The 15,716-nt window shown below is 44.5% G+C and carries 15 protein-coding genes and 1 pseudogene; 3 read left to right on the forward strand and 13 right to left on the reverse strand.

Annotated elements, in window-relative coordinates; translation table 11 throughout:
• The 8 genes and pseudogenes from ACEW9O_RS10945 to ACEW9O_RS10980 all read right to left on the reverse strand — a co-directional run.
• Nucleotides 1-1,332: pseudogene (locus ACEW9O_RS10945) on the reverse strand (hypothetical protein); the annotation flags it as partial.
• Between the two features lie 102 nt (nucleotides 1,333-1,434).
• Nucleotides 1,435-3,030, reverse strand: a complete 1,596-nt coding sequence (locus ACEW9O_RS10950) for a Na+/H+ antiporter (RefSeq protein WP_373550200.1) — start codon at nucleotides 3,028-3,030, stop codon at nucleotides 1,435-1,437.
• Nucleotides 3,031-3,062: 32 nt separating this feature from the next.
• The gene (locus ACEW9O_RS10955; RefSeq protein ID WP_373550201.1) at nucleotides 3,063-3,845 is read right to left on the reverse strand and encodes an alpha/beta fold hydrolase; all 783 of its coding nucleotides are present in this window, start codon (nucleotides 3,843-3,845) and stop codon (nucleotides 3,063-3,065) included.
• Nucleotides 3,846-3,978: 133 nt separating this feature from the next.
• Nucleotides 3,979-6,027: an OmpA family protein gene (locus ACEW9O_RS10960; protein ID WP_373550202.1), complete on the reverse strand. Its 2,049-nt coding sequence runs from the start codon at nucleotides 6,025-6,027 to the stop codon at nucleotides 3,979-3,981.
• 53 nt (nucleotides 6,028-6,080) lie between these two features.
• Nucleotides 6,081-6,488: an Ig-like domain-containing protein gene (locus ACEW9O_RS10965; protein ID WP_373550203.1), complete on the reverse strand. Its 408-nt coding sequence runs from the start codon at nucleotides 6,486-6,488 to the stop codon at nucleotides 6,081-6,083.
• 93 nt (nucleotides 6,489-6,581) lie between these two features.
• Nucleotides 6,582-7,688, reverse strand: coding sequence for an AI-2E family transporter (locus ACEW9O_RS10970; RefSeq protein ID WP_373550204.1), 1,107 nt, complete (start codon nucleotides 7,686-7,688; stop codon nucleotides 6,582-6,584).
• A gap of 48 nt (nucleotides 7,689-7,736) precedes the next feature.
• Complete coding sequence (locus tag ACEW9O_RS10975) at nucleotides 7,737-8,171, reverse strand: hypothetical protein (protein WP_373550205.1); 435 nt, start codon at nucleotides 8,169-8,171, stop codon at nucleotides 7,737-7,739.
• Nucleotides 8,172-8,186: 15 nt separating this feature from the next.
• Nucleotides 8,187-8,861 (reverse strand): porin family protein, encoded by a 675-nt coding sequence (locus tag ACEW9O_RS10980; RefSeq protein ID WP_373550206.1) that lies wholly within the window; start codon nucleotides 8,859-8,861, stop codon nucleotides 8,187-8,189.
• A 248-nt stretch (nucleotides 8,862-9,109) separates the two neighbouring features.
• Here ACEW9O_RS10980 and ACEW9O_RS10985 point away from each other — a divergent pair, with 248 nt between their 5' ends.
• A complete protein-coding gene (locus ACEW9O_RS10985) occupies nucleotides 9,110-9,265 on the forward strand; it encodes a lmo0937 family membrane protein (protein ID WP_373550207.1) in 156 nt (51 codons plus the stop codon).
• Between the two features lie 148 nt (nucleotides 9,266-9,413).
• Here ACEW9O_RS10985 and ACEW9O_RS10990 read toward each other — a convergent pair whose 3' ends face one another.
• Both ACEW9O_RS10990 and ACEW9O_RS10995 read right to left on the reverse strand, forming a co-directional pair.
• Entirely contained in the window at nucleotides 9,414-10,277 is an 864-nt protein-coding gene (locus tag ACEW9O_RS10990) for a universal stress protein (RefSeq protein WP_373550208.1), read from the reverse strand.
• A 204-nt stretch (nucleotides 10,278-10,481) separates the two neighbouring features.
• Nucleotides 10,482-10,964: a PA2169 family four-helix-bundle protein gene (locus ACEW9O_RS10995; RefSeq protein ID WP_373550209.1), complete on the reverse strand. Its 483-nt coding sequence runs from the start codon at nucleotides 10,962-10,964 to the stop codon at nucleotides 10,482-10,484.
• A gap of 271 nt (nucleotides 10,965-11,235) precedes the next feature.
• Between ACEW9O_RS10995 and ACEW9O_RS11000 the strand changes: the two genes are divergently transcribed.
• Nucleotides 11,236-13,401, forward strand: coding sequence for a DPP IV N-terminal domain-containing protein (locus ACEW9O_RS11000; protein ID WP_373550210.1), 2,166 nt, complete (start codon nucleotides 11,236-11,238; stop codon nucleotides 13,399-13,401).
• Nucleotides 13,402-13,540: 139 nt separating this feature from the next.
• Nucleotides 13,541-14,263 carry a hypothetical protein gene (locus ACEW9O_RS11005; protein ID WP_373550211.1) on the forward strand — a complete coding sequence of 241 codons (723 nt, stop codon included), beginning with the start codon at nucleotides 13,541-13,543 and terminating at the stop codon, nucleotides 14,261-14,263.
• Nucleotides 14,264-14,289: 26 nt separating this feature from the next.
• Here the strand turns inward: ACEW9O_RS11005 and ACEW9O_RS11010 are convergent, their stop codons facing one another.
• From ACEW9O_RS11010 to ACEW9O_RS11020, 3 genes are all read right to left on the reverse strand, one after another.
• A complete protein-coding gene (locus ACEW9O_RS11010; protein ID WP_373550212.1) occupies nucleotides 14,290-14,724 on the reverse strand; it encodes an ankyrin repeat domain-containing protein in 435 nt (144 codons plus the stop codon).
• Complete coding sequence (locus ACEW9O_RS11015; RefSeq protein ID WP_373550213.1) at nucleotides 14,721-14,903, reverse strand: hypothetical protein; 183 nt, start codon at nucleotides 14,901-14,903, stop codon at nucleotides 14,721-14,723. The genes ACEW9O_RS11010 and ACEW9O_RS11015 overlap by 4 nt, the downstream gene beginning before the upstream one ends.
• A 368-nt stretch (nucleotides 14,904-15,271) precedes the next feature.
• Complete coding sequence (locus ACEW9O_RS11020) at nucleotides 15,272-15,622, reverse strand: RNA recognition motif domain-containing protein (RefSeq protein ID WP_373550214.1); 351 nt, start codon at nucleotides 15,620-15,622, stop codon at nucleotides 15,272-15,274.
• Nucleotides 15,623-15,716: the final 94 nt, after the last annotated feature.

The following is a 15,716-nucleotide window of genomic DNA, read 5'->3' on the forward strand; positions in this document are numbered from 1 at the left end:
GCCCGTGATCCACCAATAGTCGCTAGCGCCTGCAGGTACACAAAGCCGGGCGGTTTGACCTGGACAAATGACATCTGGGCCGGTGATCAGACAAGTGTCTGGTCCGCTCAAGGCGACGATCACGCTGCATTCACTCTTGCAGCCATTGGCATCGGTCACGGTTACCGAATAGAGGCCAGCTGTGGTCACGTCGATGCACTGGGTTTGTGCCCCAGTGATCCACCAATAGTCGCTAGCGCCCGCTAGTGGTACACAAAGCCGGGTGCTTTGACCTGGGCAGATGACGGTTTCAGTGATCAGACAAGTGTCTGGTCCGCTCAAGGCGACGATCACGCTGCATTCACTCTTGCAGCCATTGGCATCGGTCACGGTTACCGAATAGAGGCCAGCCGTGGTCACGTCGATACACTGGGTTTGGGCTCCTGTGATCCACCAATAGTCGCTGGCGCCTGCAGGTACACAAAGCCGGGTGCTTTGACCTGGACAGATGACGGTTTCAGTGATCAGGCAAGTGTCTGTTTCACTCACTGTAACGATCTTGGTACATTCACTTTTGCAGCCATTGGCATCCGTGATGGTTATCGAATAAGTACCCGCCGTACTCACGTCAATACACTGGGTTTGTGCCCCCGTGATCCACCAATAATCACTAGCTCCCGCAGGTACACAAAGTCGGGCGGTTTGGCCTGGACAAATGACATCTGGACCCGTGATCAGGCAAGTATCTGTTTCACTTACGGTGACAATCTTGGTACATTCACTTTTGCAGCCATTGGCGTTAGTCACAGTTACCGAATAGGTGCCCGCCGTGGTTACATTGATGCACTGGGTTTGTGCTCCCGTGATCCACCAATAGTCAATTGCGCCATCGACTGCTGCACAGAGTTGGGTTGTTTGTCCTTGACAAATCACAGTATTGCCCGTGATCTCACAAGTGGTGTCTTGGTTTAAAGCAATGGTTTTGCTACAAGTACTGACCAAGCCTCCAACAGCAGTGACGGTAACCGAATACGTACCGGGTAAACTCACATAGACACATCTGGTCGTATCACCAGTACTCCATAAATAAGCGTCAGCAAGCGCAGGTGCACAAAGTTGAGCTGGACTCCCCGGGCAAATGAATGAATTGCCCTTGATGAGGCAAGTGTCTTGAAGGCTCTCAACACCCTCAATGCTTCCAGAAAGCAACACATTATTACCTGCAATGAATGCAGTACTTAAGGTACGATAAGTACTGAAGGAGGCACCCGGATTTAGTACCTGCCCAAAGGTAAGAAGGGGGATTAATAATAATGCAATAACTGTTAGTGCATTGGGTAGTGAAGTTTTCAAATCTTTAAATTTTACAATGTGAATTATTCTTGTCCCCAAAGGTGAGTGAATTAGAAACTGAAAGCATTACACTATCAAAGAGAAGAGTTACATAAATCCCACTTATTTTTCTAAAGCTATACTCAAACTCGCTTCCTCGTGGTCGATTCTTTTTTCAATGTTGCGAATCAGTTCACTAGGATACTTTTTATCTGCACTCATTTCGTCCAAAGCTTTTCGCCGTACCTCGATCAATTCCAACAGCGCAGCCCGATAAGCGAAAATGTAAGAAGGCATATCTTCTTCCACGGACAATTGTTTTTGTTGGGTTTTCATTAAGTGTTCGTAGCGCCTTTTCAGTACCCCAAAAGCATGGTCGGTTTCAATTTCTTCACTATACCGGGTTTTGATGTACGCCAAAACACTGGATACCAGGTACATTTGTATTTCCAGTTCCTGCTCGGTTTTGTCGTCTTTGATTTCCAAGTCAAATGCATGAACTAAAAAAGGTAAGCTCAAACCCTGTAACACCAAAGTGCAGAGGATGACAATAAAGGAAATGAACAAAATCAGGTCACGCTGGGGAAATGCGGCACCAGTACTCAAAGTAAGCGGTATTGATAAAGCTGCGGCTAGTGAAACTACCCCACGCATCCCACTCCAGGCGATGATAAAAACCGGTTTCCAGTCGGGGGCTGCTTCGTTTGTCCTGATTTTTTTGCTCAGCAATCGGGGTAAATAGGCCGCCGGAAAAACCCAAATGATGCGCACCAATATGGTCACTATACTGATGATCACACCATAATAAATGGCATGATTAATGGGAGCCGGATCCAGATTTTTTAAAATCATGGGAAGTTGCAGGCCAATCATAATAAAAACTACCCCATTGAGCAAAAAGACCAGGGTATCCCATACTCCCTGCGATTGCAGTCGGGAGTTGAATGAAAATACTTCGGTGGAGCGCGCACTGAGGAAAAGCCCACCACTGACCACCGCCAATACTCCCGAAAAATGAAAATGCTCGGCGGTAACGTACATCAGATAGGGTGCCACCAAGTTAATGGCCGTATCGATACTGGGCGTAGTGGGTAAAAAGCGGTGTACCCAGTAAATAAATAAGGCGATGCCCAATCCGACTAGAACTCCAGCGATTACAACGATTACAAAATTGAGTCCAGCATCTAGCAAAACAAATTTATGGGTCAACACTGCCGCTAAGGCAAAGCGAAACACGATTAAACTCGCCGCGTCGTTGACCAGGCTTTCTCCTTCCAAAATATCGACCACTCGCTTGGGAATCCTTAATTTTTCCAACACAGAGGTCGCCGCAATCGCATCGGGTGGTGAAATGATCCCTCCCAATAAAAAGCCCAGGGCTAAGGAAAAGCCAGGGATCAACACATGGGCAACAATGGCGACTGCACAGGAAGTAAAAATGACCAGGCCCAAGGCCAATAACCCAATGGGCTTACGCAAGGCCCAAAAATCTTTCCAGGAGGTGTTCCAGGCAGCAGCGTAAAGCAGTGGAGGCAAAAAAATGAGGAAGACCAAGTCTGGCTCCAGGGGGGTGTCCAATACTTTAGGGATAAACCCAATGAACAAGCCACAAATCACTAAAAAAATTGGATAAGAAATCCGCAATTTCTCGCTCAACATAGAGAAAAGAGAAACCACCATCAACAGTACGATGATGAGTAGCAAGTTATTTAGTAGCATAACGGAAAATCAGCAGTCGAAAGATGCAAGTGTTAATGGCTTGGAAAGTATCGATCTATAAATTCCATCAGTTGTTGATTGAAATCGTGAGGGTTTTCTATGTTGGCCAAATGGGCAGCATCCTCTATAATGGTCAAAGTAGAATTCTGGGTTTTTTCAAGCATCAAACGAGCTACCTTGGGTGGAGTGATTTTATCTTCTTTTCCCACTAAGATTAGAATAGGCACCGTTAGCTCCGATAATTTACTACAGGTTTCTTTACGCACCGACAAAGCATGCAAGGTATTGCACATAGATTGTGCAGTGGTTTTGCTCATCATTTCCTTTACGTTGCCTATTTCCATTTGTTTGGTTTCAAAAGATGCTGCAGCAAAAAGGTTTTGAATGCTTTGCTCAACATACAATTCCGCCCCTTTTTCTCGGATGCTTTCAATCGCCGCCATTCTTTTTTCTATTGCTTCCGGGGTATCTGCGAGGCATTGAGAATCGCTTAATATTAACCCACTAAAACGTTCCGGGTGTTTTTCAATAGCGCTTAAGGCAATGTATCCGCCCATAGATAAGCCACACAAAATTACTTGGTCAAGTTGCAGGGTATCCATAAATCCAAGCAGGTCTTCAACAAAAAGCTCAATCGAAAAATCCTCGGTTCCAGCTTCAGAATTTCCATGCCCGCGTACATCATACGCAATGACCCGATTAGTAGGCTTAAGTGCTTCAAATTGAGCATTCCACATGGATTTATTAAAAGGAAATCCATGGATGAACAAGACGACTGGAGCTTCAGCTGGCCCTTCATCGTTGTAACTGACCATCAGCCCATTTACGTTTGTATTGATGTTTATTCCTAGGCTTCGCATTGGATTGTTTTTGATGATTATAAATAGGGAAAAGGCTGCCTATACTTTTGTACAGACAGCCTCCTGAAGCGCGTTTTCATCAATTGACTTAATTCCGAGGAATGATGTCAATGATTACGGTGCGGTTGTAAAAGCGTTCTTCGGGGTAATTATTAGCAAATGGGGACAAACTCTCATCTTCGCCAGAGCCATAGGTTTGAAACTTCACATCGTTTCTGCCTGCTTTCAGCAAACCACTTTCGAGGATGCTTTTGACATTGTTGGCACGATCCATAGACAGTTTTTGATTGTAACTTTCGTCACCAATGATGTCGGTATGGCCGTGAATAATCATAGTTCCATTCTGGGGGATTTTGGGGATGACCACGTCATTGAGGTATTTTTCATAAATGGAGATGGCTTTTGATTCATTAAATTCATAAATGACGCTAAAGCGCATGCCCTCTTCATTGGTAGGTGGAGTCCATAGCGCGATGTCTACAGCGGACTCTTTGGTCACGGTTTTGCCCGATTTGGTTTTCCCGGTCATCGTGACGTTGAAGTGCCCATTCGGGCGGGTGCCCAGGATCGTTTTCCCGGGTAAACTTACATTTTCACGGGTATAGGGGCCAAAAGTTTGCACCCTATTTTTTTCATCCTTAATGTCCATAGACCAAGAATTCAATGCCTCGTTGCCACCCATCACATAAAAAGTAATGTAGCTGTCATAAGGTGCTTCCTGAACTGCAGTGTATTCTACTGGCTTCAAAAAGACCTCAGGTCCGGTTTGGAACTCCATCAACAAAGCTGGCGAAGTACTCTCAATTGAGACCCTGCGGTCACCTTCCCGGAGGAGGTCAAGCTCCTGTGTACCACCGGGTTGTTCAGATGGGATGCTGGGTTTGCTGCGGCCTTCGATGCCAATTCTGGAATTGTTGATGTTGAACACGTTTACCAAATAACGTTGAACCGATTCGGCCATCATGCGCGCATCTTCCGGGCCTTTTTCCGAAGAACCGACCAAAGTAATCGCCGTGCCTGGATTTTTTCCCATCCGGTCGCCCAGGATGTTCAAAAGGTTGTAATATACCGTCATGCCACGGGCGGAGCGGCCCGACAAGTTTTTAGGGGTAAATACTTCCAATTGATCTTCCTTAAAATCTTTGACTTGATCTCTAGTGATCAACATGTAGCGATCGGGAATTTCGGTGGAGCCCAAATCAAAAAACACATAGTTGCGCAGGGGGAAAATCTCTCTCACCCGGCGTTCTACAGGAATGTTTTTGGGTGAATTCACAAAAAACTGAACTTGTGGATCCACAACCGCTACATTCGGGTTAGTAGGCAGGGGCTCGTTGGTGGTATTGGTGGTAGTTGCGGGATCTTTTTTCCCATGTCCAAATTTTAGTGCTGCACCTACCCGCAGAGTGGTGATGTTCCAGGTTTCGACCGAACGTGGCTTTTGGCCAAAATAGGGTTGAAACGAAATAAAGGGAGACAAAATCGCTTGCATCGGGTAGTCTGGGGCAGAGAGTGGGATGTCGTACCCTGCGCCTATTTGCATGGACACCAGGGTAGGCGTTACATCACTCAAATCTCCTTTCACATCCGGTGTTGGGGCTTGGTCGGGAAAAGCTGGATTAATACCCAACTTATAGGTGAAGGATTTTTCCACATTAAAAGCCATGCGGGGCCCGCCGAACAAGTAAAAATTAGACCCAAATGGCGCAACGCGCAACGTTGGTTCCACGGTCACATAACTCAGCTTGGTGGTCAAATCTGCTGGGCAATCACAAGGGGTAATCTCCTCGTTAAAAGCACTTTGACGGCCATCGAAGCCAACTTGCAGCGAAACGCCCAAACCACTAGTTGGATGAACATATTCGATCAAAGGTGCCAGGAAAAAACCAACACCGTCGGCATAATTAAAAGCTACTGGCGCCGTAAAGTTTGGGTTCAACATTTGGGTCGAGCCCCGGTAAAAATTAAAATTGGCACCTGCCGCTATCCCGATCCGCACTGGAGATTGAGAATAGGTACTGGTTACTTGAGCCTGTAGCAGCATGGGTACACCCAACAATATTGTGCTTAAAATCAGACTTTTTATGCTCAGCTTTTGAGCAGACTCCGACTTGCGGAGTCTCTTTATAGTATTCATTTTCACTTGCATTTTTTTGATTTACGGTACGCTGATCTAAAGAATACCCGTTTTTACAGGATAGCCGTTCTGAAGCTCCACACAAAGTCACGCTGTAAGGCGTTGCCTTTAAGCGACTTAATTGCAGTGGTCAAGCGGGCGGTGTAACTTGTGTTGGCCAGTAAATTGCTGGAAGGTCTAAACGTTGCTGTAGTATCCGTGTAAGTAACCGTTCCAGCTACGGGGCTCAGCGTTTGCAGCAAGGTGAATGAGGAACTATTGATGGTATTGGGATCCATTCTCTCATTGAATTTCACCGTAATGCTGTTGTTGAGCGCCACATCGGTCGCACCAGCCAAAGGATTGCTTGTCGTGACGGTTGGGCAAAGTCCGACGATTTCTTCAAAATCATCTTTTTGGCAGCCAGTAAATAAAAAGACCGAAACTATGCCTAGAATTGTCAGTAGTTTTCTCTTTTTCAATTTCATAAACTTTAATAGTGAAAAAATTTTCACTATACAAATATCGCTGATTTACAAGCTTAAAGCATTACATAATTCCTTATAAGAGTTACATCATTCACTCTTTTTTGTTGTCTTTTTTTTGAATTTCAAATCCAGTTTGACCAAGGGAGGCATAGTGTCTCCTAGTAAAAAGCCACAGGGTTTCCAGGATTCAATCCGGTCCAGGATCAGTTTTACAACAGCGGTTAATGGGATGGAAAGAAACATGCCCGGTATGCCCCAAAGTGCAGCTCCGACAATTACCACAATGATTGAAACCAAGGCATTGAGTTTGACCTTTGAACCCACTATTTTTGGGACAATGTAATTGTTGTCGATGAACTGAATCAGAGAATAGAGGGTGATGACATACAGCACATACACTGGCGATTTGGTCACCAGGGCAATTGCCGCAAAGAGAGCCATGGCAATTATGCCACCGAGGTAAGGAATGATATTGAGCAGCGCGCCAAGAATGCCCAGTAAAATTGCATATTGCATCCCCAGCACCAACAAACCCAAGGTATTGAGCACCGCAACAATGGCAAATTCGGCAAAAAGCCCCACCAGATAACCCTGAATAATGCCCTTGGTTTCGCTCAGAATTTCGCTCACTCTGTTGTCGTTGTGTACGCCAAAAAAACGATGGGTAAACTCGATCAAATGGGGCTGGTAGTACAGAATCATGAAGATATACACCGGGGTCAGGAAAATGGAAGCCAATACCCCACTCATGGTGGTCAGCGTAAGGCCGATGGCCGCACTGCTGTTGTTCAACAGTTCTGCCTTTGATTTGGCAATCCAGGTATTGATTTGGAGGATACTGATGTCGAAAGACCCCGAAGCCCAGGCAATGCCTTCATTGAGCAAGGATTCAAATTTATCCAATAATTGTGGCCAGGCTTGCCCCATCAAACTGGCTTGAGTGGCTATTAAAAGGACAAAGGCAACGATCAGCAGCAGGGCCAAAATCAGTACAGCAAAAATAGCAAGGGTTCGATTGATTTTTTTTCTGACCAAAAAATTGACGCCTGGGCTAATCGAAATGGCAATAATGGTAGCATAAATAAGGGGTAGTATGATGTCTTGCGCAATAAAAAGGATACTGGTAAAGATGTACAAACCGATCAAAAACAATGAGGTCTTCGCATAAAAAGGCAACCTAATCAAGGTATTCATTTCCATTTTGAGTAGTAGTTGAGTTGAGCAAGTCCGTATTTTATGGGTTTATTTGTGCTCTTGCGAAGTAGGCATTTTACTTTTTACTTTGCGTATCGACATCAATTCCTTCCGTATCTCTCTAGCAGCTTCTGCTCGGCTGACGTTGTTTTCACGGCAATAGTTTTCCAGGCTGATTTGTTCACAAATCAATTTATGCAGTAAGGGGGTATGTTCAAATTGTTTTAGTTTAAAATTATATTTCAGTTGATCGTTATAAAGGTGCTCATGTGCAGTTTGTAAAAGTAATTTGATTAAAGTGATGTAAATGGGGGGTGGGTGTTCGTTAAGCTGGATCAATTGCTGCTCATGGACTTTCACAAAGGTGTCAATGAGTATTTTTTCAGCAGCGGATTGGTTCGGTGCAATTTCCAGGGCTACGACGTAAAGCTTAGCGCCGTAGTCCTGGTATAATTTGTGCACCAAAGGAGAGAAATGTCCCATGTTTATGCATTTAAATTAAAACAATAAGGATAGCCCTGCATACGCAGCATAGGTTTTTACTTTGGAGCGGTCCAAGAGGTAGTACCCATCCGTTGAAAGGGTAGCGTTGTTGTCGCTGATGTCAAACAAACCTTGAACACCCCGGAATCCTAAACCTATTCGGAAGGTACGTGCTGAGTTGACCCCAAAATCCAGGCCTGCTCCATAAGCGACTCCCAGGTCACCATTTTTTACAGCCAGTACAGCATCCGAATTGTCGACACCATCATTGGAGGTAAAAATGCCACTTCCGACGCTGATTCCAATCTGAGGACCTCCGACCAGATTAAAATTGACCACCTTTGATTTTCCAGTATTGAGTGAAAGCAAAAGGGGGACGTTGACATATTTGAGGTTGATCTTCCGTTCTACATCAACTTCGGTGTATTTCTGGCCAATGGCGCTGTAGATCACTTCCACTTGAATGCCAATGTGATCCGTAAAATTGTAGCCCAAGGTGGCACCAAATCCGTATCCATTGGTGTAATCGCCGATTTGTCGGCCATTGCCCGGCGTGAATACTTCGAACGATGAGAAAGTCGGCATAAAGCGCAAACCAAATTCCATTTTTTGGGCCTCAAGTTTGGTAAAACACAACAGCAGTAAGGCAATCACTGCTGCTGGTGCGATCTTTTTATTGAAGTTTTTCATGTTCATAAATTTATAGTGAGTTTATAGTACAAAGGTGAGCCATTTTTACTCCAGATGTATTACACAATCGCAGGACATAGTTACATATTTCACACATTTTAACTGGAATTTTCTGTTTTCTCCTTGTTTTTTGATACTGTGTGAATTATGTAACTAATTCCAGGATTTATGTAAGGCTTCTGAATTAATTAAGCCGCAACTTTGCATTGTAATTTTTTTCTCCACACATCATTAAATGTGCCAAAATCATGGGAAACATACTTTATACAGTCGCGGTAATTTTAGTAATTGCCTGGTTGGTCGGATTCCTCGGTTTTCATGCCGGCGGCCTGATTCACGTACTATTGGTGATTGCTGCGATTGCCATTATCCTGCGGCTCATCAGCGGCAGTAAAGCGATATAAAGATCAATAGAATTGTTACAATGGAAGCGACCGATATTGAAAACAGAAGGAGGGGGTTCCTAATTGAGCACTGTTTTTTGTACCAGGCTGTCTTTCGTTGTGACAATTCTATTGATTAACATTATTGATCAGCCTTCAATTTGAACACTTAATCTACATCCTCATTCAAATGCATCACCATCATGGGTGCATGGGTGGCCAGCGCCATATTTTGAGCCATATCTTTGCTCAAAAGGTTTTCCCAAAAACTGCGCTGCTTGCTCACAAATACCATCAGATCGATCCCCTGCCGTTCACTATAACTGGCCAATTCAGCAACGAGATCCTGCCCAAAAACACAGGTAGCTTGGTAGGGCATGTTCGGTCCGGTCAAGGTAAACAACTGCTCCCAGAGGATTTGGGCAGCGCCGCCTTCCTGTTCTGAACCCGAATCCGGTACGTGCACAAAGTGAATCATCGCTTTGACTCCCTGAGCAAAAGCTGCAGCTTCCCGAATCATCTCGGGGGTCATCGCATCATAATTGCTCACGTACATCAAACGTTTGATGGGTGTCCACTTCGTGTCTACTGGAACCAGGATAACCGGGCAATGGGCTTTATTGACCAGACTGAGTGAGGTCGTGCCAAAGATTTTTGAAAAAAAATCGTGCTCTCCACTTGTACCAACCACCATTAGATCGCAGTCTTCTTCATTTGACAATTTGATCAACTGGGTCACGGTGTCCCCTCTCAAAATTTGGGTTTGAACCTTGGTTGCGATTAGTACATCGGCATCTCCCAAGGTGTTTTCTTCACTGATGAAGCTCTCAATGGCCTCAGTGAGGATTTTTTTCTCCTCGAGTTCAAAAAGTGGGGTCATGCTCAATTCCGAAGTGGGAAGAAAATATTCTTTGACGTGTACCACCGTAAGGTTGGCGTCCAGTGCTTCCGCCAGGCCTTGGGCATAGTGGAAAGCATTGCTTGCGCTGACCGAAAAATCGGTTGGCACCAGGATATTTTTGATATTTTTCATGCTGGCAATTATTTGGTGAAAAAAATTTAAGGGACAGAACGGAAATGAATCTTTATTTCATTTCCGTTCTGTCAAGCGTTCATTCACTTCAAAATCGATAACCCAAGGACACTTGCCCTACTGCATCCAGCTAATAGTACACCTACAAGCACTACAGAAAAAAGCGTTTTTTTCATTACACAAAGGTATTTTAGGTTAATAAACTTAATGATTGATCATTTCTTCTGCTGCTGCATGCATCATGGAAGTATCGAGAATGCTGATCAAAGCATTTCTCAACAACTGCCTTTGTTTGAGCAGCTCAAGACGAATCCGGTAGGGGAAATCATGATGTTGCGCCAAAGCATCATCGTAGGCTTGCTGGACTTTCAACTCCTTGGATTCAAGGCTGGTCAAAACCAATTTCCGGTCTTTGCCAAACAGCGAAGCTTTGAAGTCCATCCAAACCCGCAGCAATTTTCCCCGTATGACCGGGTCCATGATGGGTTCCCCTTCAAAGGAAAAAATGAGTTGGCGCAATCCGTGAACATTGAGGCGGCTCATGCTGGCATGGTGATTAAACAGCGTCACCAAACGCTCATCTTCATGTTCAACATCCTGGATGGCCTTTTCATATTCGGATACCCGATCGTAATTGATGCGAATCAATTCATTGAGCGCATCAACCCAGTTCAATTTTTGCCTCATCGTGTTTAGTTTTGGTTGAGTTTTGCTCAGCCCGTTAACAATCACGTTTTCCACGCTTCAATGAGATGGGTAAAAAAATGAAGCCAGGGTGGAAAAAGGGGGATTTTAGGCAAAAGCTGGGAAGGTTTTCCCCAAGCTGGGGAACTTTGGAGCTAAATCCAAACAATTTCACAGTGTTTTAAACCACTAATAAAAATCACTAATTTCACCCCTGATCTGTCCCTACCCCGTGGGACAGATTACCAACAACTAAATAAAACCATCTTTAACAATGAACAAAAATCTATTTACTACAGCAATCCTCAGCATTCTAGCCATAGCTGGATTTGCACAGCAAAATGTCACGGCGGCCAACTACGAGCAGGCCGTCAAATTTTTAGGCGCCAATACCTCCAAGCTGGTGTACAACAGCAATGTGAACCCGAACTGGTTGGCCGATGGCAAATTTTGGTATTCGGTCAGTACCGCTACTGGCAACCAATTTGTGCTGATCAATCCTACTGATGCTAGCCGGAAAACTGCCGCAGATTTAAAGTCTTTGGTACCCAATGCAAGCGAGCGCCCCATGGGTATGGGCCGCAGAGGTGGGGGCCTAGAGGTACTTTCTCCAGATGGAAAAAAGGCAGTCTTCATCAAAGATTGGAATCTGTGGGTCAAGGACGTAGCGACCAAACAAGAAACCCAACTCACCACGGATGGCATCAAAGATTTTGGGTATGCCACCGACAACGCTGGTTGGCGGCACAGTGAGCGGCCCGTGGTGCTGTGGTCGCCCGATTCCAAAAAAATCGCCACCTTTCAACAGGATCAACGGCACGTCAGCGACATGTACCTGGTGTCTACCAATGTGGGTACGCCCAAGCTGGAAACCTGGAAATACCCCCTTCCGGTGGATAAAGAGATCATCAAAATTCAACGGATCATCATCGAAGTAGACAACCACAAAGTCATTCGGTTTCAAATGCCTGCCGATGCGCGCAGGGGCACCCTCTGCGACGACATTGCTTGCTCCGGTGCTTTTGATGACAACGAATGGAGCCCGGATGGCAGCAAATTGGCTTTTGTATCCAGCTCTCGCGACCACAAGGAAGCCAAATTGAGCATTGCCGACGCCACAACTGGCCAGGTAAAAACCATTTTTGAAGAAAAAGTGGCCACCCAATTCGAAAGTGGCCAGGGAAGTGTCAACTGGCGTTTTCTCCCCGCCTCTAACGAAATCCTCTGGTATTCAGAAAGGGATGACTGGGGCCATTTGTACTTGTACGACGCCACTACTGGAAAACTGAAGCAACAAATCACCAAAGGGGAATTTGTAATCACCCGTTTGTTGAAAGTGGATGAAAAAAATCGGATGCTGTACTTTTTGGCCAATGGTCGGGAAAAGGGGCGGGATCCTTATTTCAGCCATTTTTATCGGGTGGATTTTGGAGGCAAAACTGTCCAGTTGTTGACCCCCGAAGATGGCAACCACAACGTTACCTTGTCACCAGATGGCAAATATTTTACCGACAATTATTCCAAACCGGATGTAGCGCCAGTGAGTGTATTGAGAGACATGAGTGGTGCCTTGATTGCTACCCTGGAAAAAACCGACCGCTCCAAGTTGGTGGCAAGTGGCTGGAAAGCGCCCGAGCCCATTACCGTAAAATCGCGGGATGGCAAGTGGGACTTGTACGGTTTGATGTTTACGCCAACCAACCTGGATAAAAGCAAAAAATACCCGGTGATCAATTACATCTATCCAGGCCCCCAAGGCGGCGGCGTAGGTAGTCGTTCATTCAGTGCTGCACGTAGTGATCATCAGGCTTTGGCGGAGTTGGGTTTTGTAGTGGTGGTGATCGATGGCACCTGTAACCCCGGTCGTTCCAAGTCTTTTCACGATGTATGTTATGGAAACATGGGCGACAATACCCTCGAGGATCAAATTTCTGGGCTCAAACAATTGGCCGCAAAAAATCCCTTTCTAGACCTGGATCGGGTAGGCATGTGGGGGCATTCGGGTGGTGGTTACGCTACTGCTGCTGCTCTATTTCGCTATCCCGATTTTTACAAAGTAGGCATTTCGGAGTCGGGTAACCACGAAAACCGCAATTACGAAGACGACTGGGGCGAACGCTACATCGGTCTTTTGGTGAAGGATGCCCAGGGCAAAACCAATTACGACGGCCAGGCCAACCAAAACTTTGCCGCCAACCTCAAAGGCAAATTGATGTTGGCCCACGGCGCCATGGACGACAATGTGCCGCCCTACAATACCTACCTGGTGGTGGATGCCCTGGTCAAAGCCAACAAGGATTTTGATCTGGTGATTTTTCCGAATGCGCGGCATGGTTATGGTGGCGATAGTTTTTACATGATGCGCCGTAGATGGGATTATTTTGTGAAACATTTACAGGGGGTGGAGCCTCCGAAGGAGTTTAAGATAAAGGTGGATTAAAGCTAATTTAGAGCATGTTTATTTTTTTGCTTTGCTGCAAATGGCTCAATTTTGGCTGCGTTTTCAGTTAAAACAAAAAAATCAAACATGCTCTTTTGTTTGACAATCATATTTTGTTTATCTTCCTTAAAAATTATACATGAAAGAGAAATTGTCAAAGGCGGAACTTTTAGTTTCAAAAGATAGATTAGATGATGCATTACTGTTGTTAAAATCGATTGTAAATGATCAAAAAATAGAACATACAATTTATCTACTACAGTCAAGATTGGATAATTTAAAAATGGCCCAAATTAAAGGACTTGAAAGCTTTGGGGTATTGGGTATTGAAAGAAATAAAATTGTAGACTCAATATTACAATTGATCAATTTATTTGAAAAAGAATCAAATGAACCTAGCTCAGAAAAAGAATCCAATGTTCTAAATGAAATCTTGGCTGATCTAAGGAGTAATTATCAAATATATGAAAGAATAAGAAAAATTAGAGCTGAACTTAGAAATAAGTTGGAACACCGATATAGCACACTTCCAGAAATAGGTTACATAGAACTGTTCTCAAAATATTATAAAAAAATGCAACCTGAAGAATTGAGGCAACATCAAATACTTCGAAATTACACAATAAATATTCTTAAAAAACACAATGATAATATTTTGAAATTAATACGAGACAATTCAATTCTTAAAGCAAAAATCCATAGATTAAGTGACCTAGAAATACATTTAGTTATCTGGAATACTGAATATGAAAACACAATCATGAATGATGAATCCATTTGTCAGGTTTATGTTTTAGGGGAAGAATCAAAATTTCCAGATGGCATTGAAAAAGAAATCAAAAGCTATATCGAAAATAATTAGAAGCTATTCCTAATATTGCCTTTTTATTAAAATAAAAAAATATTGTTATATGAAGCAACCAAAATTAGTTTTATGGTAGTCGGTTTGTTTGTATGGCCATAAGAACTCATTGAGCGGTAAGTACAGCGGGCTTCCAGGTCAGCTTTTTTGGACAATAGCAGCCGTATCGTTTCAGCTTGGTTTTCTCTCGCAGCAAATGAGAGGGCAGTCCAGCCTTGTTTGTTTTTTGCATTGACCTCCGCGCCTACGCTGAGCAGGTATTGCACCACTTGTTCCTGGTCTTCTTCGGAGGCAGCCATGAGGGGCGTGGTACCATCTTCATGGGCAGCATTTACATTGGCACCGGCTTCTTTCAATTGACCTACCACTGGTAGCGCGCCTTCTTCGCTGGCATTTATTAAGATGCTGGCATTCTCGCGTACTTGTTTAGCACCTTCTTTGGAGTTCAAGAGGAGCTTCACCGCTTCACTAGCATTTTCTTCGGCAGCATGGTCGATTTATCCACCTGAAATTCATCGGGCAACAATTTGTAATGTCCGGCACGGCATTCCAGACTATTCTCCATGAGGTTAAAATCCACAACGTAGCCCTGGGCTTTTAAGCCTTTCAGGGCGTCTACAAGGTTGTCGTAATCTTCCATAGTGGGAATAGGATTGGTTTATGGGATAAAATAGCTAGTGCATTAACTTATAAGTAGGACTACACAAAAGAGCAAGCTAGAGTGTGGTGAAACTTATGAGTTAATGCACTAGACATCTAACGAAAACAATAATTTTTTTATTGGGGATCGTTTATTTTAAAAGAATTAAAAAGCTCATTTTGTTTCGATTACGTACGTCTGGATACGTGCAGATAATGGTACAGGTCTCTCCAGACCTGTACCAGCGGGTGTTACCATTCCGCTCCAATTGAATCCATTCGGAACGACTGGAGCGGAATAGTATTGAACGTCAGGGTTGAGACTGCTCTGATTCACGCTACATTGTGCATGAACAAAAACGTTCCCATTTAGTAACTGTCACGGCCACCACCGTAGCCGCCACCGCCACCACGATTACCGCCGCCGCCACCGTAGCCGCCGCCGCCGCGATTACCGCCACCGCCGCCACCACGATTTTCACGGTCTTCAGCTTTTTTAGCTACAATCGTACGACCATCCAGATCACTGTTGTCTAGGCCCTCGATGGCATTGAGCGCTTCGCTCTCGTTTGGCATTTCTACAAAGCCAAATCCTTTTGAACGCCCTGTTGATTGGTCTACAATGATTTTTGCAGAATCAACGGTTCCGTATTGCTCGAACGCTTCGCGTAAATCATCGTCTTGCGTGTCAAAGCTTAATTTTGCAACGAAAATATTCATGATTAAAAATTTAAAAGTTAACAACTCGAACAAGAGTTGTCGACAAAAGCGGCACCCAACCGTAGTTGAATCCCGCTCTTGTACAGTATATTCA

It is taken from the genome of Haliscomenobacter sp. (genome assembly GCF_041740695.1).
Lineage (GTDB): Bacteria > Bacteroidota > Bacteroidia > Chitinophagales > Saprospiraceae > Haliscomenobacter.

What these genes read in the sequence shown, in the direction of transcription:
- ACEW9O_RS10985 (WP_373550207.1), top strand. Translation starts at nt 9,110, where the DNA reads ATGGGAAACATACTTTATACAGTCGCGGTAATTTTAGTAATTGCCTGG.
- ACEW9O_RS11005 (WP_373550211.1), top strand. Translation starts at nt 13,541, where the DNA reads ATGAAAGAGAAATTGTCAAAGGCGGAACTTTTAGTTTCAAAAGATAGA.
- ACEW9O_RS10975 (WP_373550205.1), bottom strand. Translation starts at nt 8,171, where the DNA reads ATGGGACATTTCTCTCCTTTGGTGCACAAATTATACCAGGACTACGGC.
- ACEW9O_RS10950 (WP_373550200.1), bottom strand. Translation starts at nt 3,030, where the DNA reads ATGCTACTAAATAACTTGCTACTCATCATCGTACTGTTGATGGTGGTT.
- ACEW9O_RS10990 (WP_373550208.1), bottom strand. Translation starts at nt 10,277, where the DNA reads ATGAAAAATATCAAAAATATCCTGGTGCCAACCGATTTTTCGGTCAGC.
- ACEW9O_RS10960 (WP_373550202.1), bottom strand. Translation starts at nt 6,027, where the DNA reads ATGAATACTATAAAGAGACTCCGCAAGTCGGAGTCTGCTCAAAAGCTG.
- ACEW9O_RS11020 (WP_373550214.1), bottom strand. Translation starts at nt 15,622, where the DNA reads ATGAATATTTTCGTTGCAAAATTAAGCTTTGACACGCAAGACGATGAT.
- ACEW9O_RS11000 (WP_373550210.1), top strand. Translation starts at nt 11,236, where the DNA reads ATGAACAAAAATCTATTTACTACAGCAATCCTCAGCATTCTAGCCATA.
- ACEW9O_RS10995 (WP_373550209.1), bottom strand. Translation starts at nt 10,964, where the DNA reads ATGAGGCAAAAATTGAACTGGGTTGATGCGCTCAATGAATTGATTCGC.
- ACEW9O_RS10970 (WP_373550204.1), bottom strand. Translation starts at nt 7,688, where the DNA reads ATGAATACCTTGATTAGGTTGCCTTTTTATGCGAAGACCTCATTGTTT.
- ACEW9O_RS10980 (WP_373550206.1), bottom strand. Translation starts at nt 8,861, where the DNA reads ATGAAAAACTTCAATAAAAAGATCGCACCAGCAGCAGTGATTGCCTTA.
- ACEW9O_RS11015 (WP_373550213.1), bottom strand. Translation starts at nt 14,903, where the DNA reads ATGGAAGATTACGACAACCTTGTAGACGCCCTGAAAGGCTTAAAAGCC.
- ACEW9O_RS10955 (WP_373550201.1), bottom strand. Translation starts at nt 3,845, where the DNA reads ATGGTCAGTTACAACGATGAAGGGCCAGCTGAAGCTCCAGTCGTCTTG.